General features: G+C 70.9%; 5 protein-coding genes. 1 reads left to right on the top strand and 4 read right to left on the bottom strand.

Translation table 11 applies throughout. The features are described 5' to 3' along the window. The coding region (locus tag VIM19_14650; protein HEY5186105.1) for a hypothetical protein at window positions 1-1,062 on the bottom strand (1,062 nt) is incomplete at its 3' end. 128 nt (window positions 1,063-1,190) lie between these two features. Between VIM19_14650 and VIM19_14645 the strand changes: the two genes are divergently transcribed. Next, window positions 1,191-1,457, top strand: coding sequence for a hypothetical protein (locus VIM19_14645; GenBank protein ID HEY5186104.1), 267 nt, complete (start codon window positions 1,191-1,193; stop codon window positions 1,455-1,457). A gap of 291 nt (window positions 1,458-1,748) precedes the next feature. Here VIM19_14645 and VIM19_14640 read toward each other — a convergent pair whose 3' ends face one another. The 3 genes from VIM19_14640 to VIM19_14630 all read right to left on the bottom strand — a co-directional run. Then, window positions 1,749-3,080: a cation:proton antiporter gene (locus VIM19_14640; protein ID HEY5186103.1), complete on the bottom strand. Its 1,332-nt coding sequence runs from the start codon at window positions 3,078-3,080 to the stop codon at window positions 1,749-1,751. Between the two features lie 1,248 nt (window positions 3,081-4,328). Then, entirely contained in the window at window positions 4,329-4,691 is a 363-nt protein-coding gene (locus tag VIM19_14635) for a DUF779 domain-containing protein (GenBank protein ID HEY5186102.1), read from the bottom strand. Window positions 4,692-4,694: 3 nt separating this feature from the next. Next, a partial coding sequence (locus VIM19_14630; protein ID HEY5186101.1) for a hypothetical protein occupies window positions 4,695-4,820 on the bottom strand: 126 nt, incomplete at its 5' end.

Here is a 4,820-nt window from a genome sequence, read left to right as displayed (position 1 = left end):
CTCGATGCCTTGCAGCCTGACCCCCTGGACCGTCTCCGAGGCCATGGACCCGGTCGACTCTCGGATGATCTCCGGCAGGTCGATCTCGTCGACGACGTAGTCCGCCACCCCGGGCAGGTCGACGCGTTCCATGACCAGTTGGGTCAGGTCCAGTCCGTCCAACGCAGCCGTGACGATCCGGTCCAGGTCGACCCGGCTGAGCACCAGCTGGGTCAGGTCCAATCCGTCCAACGCAGCCGTGACGATCCGGTCCAAGTCGACCCGGCTGAGCACCAGCTGGGTCAGGTCGAGCTGGTCGAGGGCGTCCGCGGCCACGCTGGCGACGTCCAGCCGGTCGAGGACGTCACGTGACAACGGCTGGAGATCGATCCCGCTGAGGGCGGCCGCAACCACTGCGTTGAGGTCCAGCCTCGACAGCACCCGCTCGACCAGCGCCTGCAGGTCGATGCTGTCGATCGCCTTGGCCAGCAGCGCGTCCACGTCGACTCGCTCGAGGACCCGAGCGCTCACCTCGCCGACGTCCACCCGGTCGACGACGTCGCCCACGAGAGCCGTGACATCGACCCGCGAGAGCACGACGGCGGTGACCCGCTCGACGTCGACGAGACTCGTCGCGACCTCGGTGGCCAGCGGAGCCGCGGCGCTGGACCAGGAGGCCAGTGCCTGCACCGTCTGCGGTCGCTCGGCCAGCCAGCCAGAGCGCAGCTGCTGCATCAGCGTCACCGGGCGCACGGCGCGGGGCACGAGCGGTGGATCCAGCGCCAGGGCCACTGCCGGTTGGGCCACGCGCACCGTCCGGGCCCCCACCCGTGCGACCAGGGTGGTCACCTGCCAACCCAGGCCGAAAGCCAGGTCGACCGTGTCGGCGGCGGCCGGCCAGGGCCGCCCCTCACCGCGGGGCCCGGGCCGGGCGTCGGCGAGTGCCCGCAGCAGCACCTCGGCTGCGAGCGAGGTCGCCCCGAACACGGCCGCGACGGCCTGGGCGACCACCGACGCGAGGTCCTCCGGGCGGCCGGTGACGGCATCGCGAGGCATCGGGTCGGCCCCCGGGCTGTCCGCCATCCCGCACCTCCGCTCGCGGTCAAGGTACCGCCGCAACCACTGTGAAGTGACGCATCCGCATCTGGCTCACCCCGTCGGGGTGATCCGCTCAGTCAGCCGCAGCGCGACGATCCAAGACAGTGCGTGACGTGCAGCGGAGCGGAGGCATCGTGGACGCCGAGTACGAGATTCACGTCCGGGGTCGGATCGACGCGAACGCCCGGCTGGAGCTCGCCCCAGTCCAGGAGGTCTCGATCGCCGCGAGCACCGTCCTGGTCTGCCGGGCGGCCGACCCGGCCGAGGTGCACGGCCTGATCGCCCGAATCAGCGCCCTCGGTCTGGAGCTGATCGAGGTCCGGCGGCTGCCACCCTCCGAGGGGCCGGTCGGTGCAGGAGATGCTTCAGCGCGATCATGACCAACCCGCACGTGAGACGGTCCATCCCGCCGCCACGAGGAGCACCGTCGCCACCGCCAGCGCGGTGTTGAGGGAGAAGGCCACCGACCCGCCCAGCGCCGAGGCCGGCAGCAGCGCGGCCAGCGGGAGGTAGGTCGTGGCGGCTCAACGCCGCCCGCTTGACCAGCCGGCGGGTCCGTCCGCTGGCCGAGGCGGCCGCCAGCGTGGCGGCGCACACGACCAGTCCGTAGATGCCCGAGGCAACGTTGCGCAGCTCCGGCGGGGCGACCCGCCGGGCAGGTTCGCGCTTGCTCATCCCGTCAGCCCTTCATCGCTCGCAGCCCCGCCCCCATGGTCCAGGTGCGCCCACCGGGATCCGCGACCGCTCGTCGGCTCGACCGACCGGAACGTCTCAACGGGTGGGGACTCGCGCTCGGCCCAGGCTCCGTAGCGCCGGGCCCACGGCTCGGCCGTGACCCCGTGCAGCACGACGCTGAGCAGCACGGTCGTGGCGATCGATCCGATGATCGGCGCCAGCTCGCTGTCCCTCGTCGACGACTCGACGGCCAGCAGCGCGAAGACCACGGACGCGAGCCCACGCGGGCCGAACCAGCCGACGAAGACCACCGTCTCGCGCCGCAGCCGCGTGCCCAGGAGCGCGAGGGCGACCGGGACCATGCGCAGCACCGTGAGCGAGAGCACCGCGAAGACCAGTCCACGCCAGGTGAACAGCTCCCCGAGGTGGGCCAGCGCCACCACCCCGAACAGTGTCCACACGGCGTAGCCCAGGAACACCGAAACCCGGGCCGTGAGCTCGAGCGGATGCTCGTCGGCCTGATCGTCGGGAGCGGCGCTCGGCGGCTTGCGGGTACCCGCGGCCGCGAAGGCCGTGCCGGCCACGAAGGCAGCAACGAACCCGTTCCCGTGGATCGTCAGGGAGCCGTAGTAGCACAGCAGGGGGACCGCCAGGGTCGCCACCGGCAGCAGCCCGGGCTGGATCCACGCGCGACGTCTCGCCCAGGCCAGCACGCGGCCAGCAGCCGCGGCCAGCAGCACCCCCGCCAGCACGCCCAGGGCCAGCTCACGGAGGGCGACCAGAACCTCCTCCTTGGGCGTCACGGCCTCAGTCCCGGCCAGGCTGATCGCGAACAGGACGACCGGTGTTGCCAGGCCGTCGTTCAGGCCGCTCTCCACGTTGAGCACGCGCCGGACCCGGACCGGCACGACCGGGTTGAGCACCGTGGCCGCCCCGAGCCCGGCGTCCGTCGGAGCCAGCGCCGCAGCCAGCAGCAATGCCTGCCACATCGAGCCCTCGGGGATGATCAGCAAGGCCGCACCGTACCCGGCCGCGATGGTGAGCGGCAGGCCGATGAGCAGCAGCCGTGCGCTCAGGCCGGCGTCCGACCGCAGCTCGCGCGGCTGGACCTGCGCGGCATCGTGGAAGAGCACCAGCGTCAGCGTCACCTCGGCGACGACCTTGAGGGCGACGGGCTCCACCTCGCTGCGGAACACGGTGAGCCCGAGGACCGCCCCGGCTGCCGTGAAGACGATCGGCGCGGTGAGAAGGGCGCGCTCCAGCCGGTCCGACTGGCTCACGTAGGCCACGACCAGCAAAGCGAACAGCGCAACCGCTGCCGCGGGCATCCAGCACTCCGAACTGCCCCAGGACTCCCGCAGGGGCTCAGGTCGAAACCAATGTCAGCTCATTGTCATGGCTGCCGGTGGGCGTCGTCCTGAGCTCCGCGGAACTGCCGACGAAGGACCCTCGGCGAGGGCATCGCGCAGGGCGGCTGTGGCGTCTGCGTCGCTCCCCGTAGCCACGGATCGACCGTCGCGGACCGCAGGGAAGCCTTCACGGGCCGGGGAATCCGAGACTGATGGTGCGAAGCCGAGCCGGCCCTTGAGGATGGTGGCCGGTTCTGGTGGTGCGGCCTTTGCCCGTGGGGGGCGCTGCGTCGACCCCGGATCCGCTCCCCGCCACGAATCTGGCGGCAGCCCCGTCGTGCAGGGTCGCGGCCGGCCAAGGCCAAGAGGTGCTCGCGAGTCCGCTCGGTCAGTGACCGAGCGCGTGGAACACGTCGTTGACCATCCATGCGGGCCAGAAGATGCCCAGGCGGTAGAGTGCGCCTCCGCCGGCGGCGGCGGAGTTGCGGTAGTTGCTGATGGTGACCTCCTCGTTGCGGGCCTTCGAGTCTCCTCGCCGACCTCGAGGGCACGCGGGCCGACCCGGCGGCGCGCTTCTTGTCGCCCCGTCCCCGGAGTCAGCGCGGTAGTTTCGACGACTGAGTCGGTCCGAGGCAGACCTCCTGGAGTCCGTCCTGGACGAGACGGAGTCCACCATTGTCGCCGTCACCCCGGACCAAGAGCACCTGCCAACGCCCTGCCCCGAGTTCGACGTCGCTCGCCTCGTTGACCACCTGGTCGAGTGGGCCAACAACTTCGCCGCGCGAGTCCACCCACGACGATCACCGGGCTCCCCCTGGTCGCCTCCGTGATCGAGATGGCCGCAACGATCGCCGACATCCCGGTGCCGATGAGTTCGACGGTCGGGATGACCGGGCTACCAGACACGGTGCCAGGGTGGTTGCGGCGTCCACGCGTCGAGAGCCTCCGAGCCGCGGCCCGGATCTTGCGCGAGGTCGAGCGCGACGACCAAGGGGTGCGCGAGTGGCCAGGCGAGGGCGGGAGATCGTCGCAGGGCGTTCGGTGTTCGGTCAATACCGCACACCGAACACTCTCAGGGCTGCCACCGCAGGGCTGCCACCGCCCCGTGGTCCTCCACGGCAACCTCGCCGAGCGACTCAGACCCATCGTTTGTTGTGAACAACCTCGCTGTGTGTGACCCGCGCAAACAACGAGGACCAGCCATTTCATGGGCCGCGCATCGACGCGTCACGGGTTGGGTGGGGCGGTACAGCTGGAGGAGCGGGTGACGAAGTGCAGGTCGTCGCCGGCGGCAAGCGAGAAGTCCTCAGGAGGTCCAGGTTCGACGTCGAGGATGAACAGGGTCTGGTTCCAGGCCTCGTCGAGGCGGCGGTCGATGTAGAACGGGCTGCCGTCGATGTCGCCGAGGAGCAGGTCGACGTCGCCGACGACGAACTCGCCGTCGGGGAAGCACATCGGGGTGCTGCCGGCGCAGCAACCACCGGACTGGACGAACATCACTGGGCCGCCCCGGGCGGCGCGCAGCGCAGCAAGTGCGCTGCGCGCCGCTGGGGTTGCCGTGACGCGCTCGGGAGCGCTCACGTCGGTCATGACTCAGAAGAACCCGAGGGGTTCGGTGCTGTAGCTGACGAGGAGGTTCTTCGTCTGGCTGTAGTGGTCGAGCATCATCCGGTGGTTCTCCCGGCCGACGCCGGAGATCTTGTAGCCGCCGAACGCTGC

The sequence above is a fragment of the Actinomycetes bacterium genome (genome assembly GCA_036510875.1).
Classification (GTDB): Bacteria; Actinomycetota; Actinomycetes; order Prado026; family Prado026; genus DATCDE01.
The sequence above is the reverse complement of the archived record's forward strand: the minus strand, read 5'-3'. Positions and strand labels throughout refer to the sequence as shown.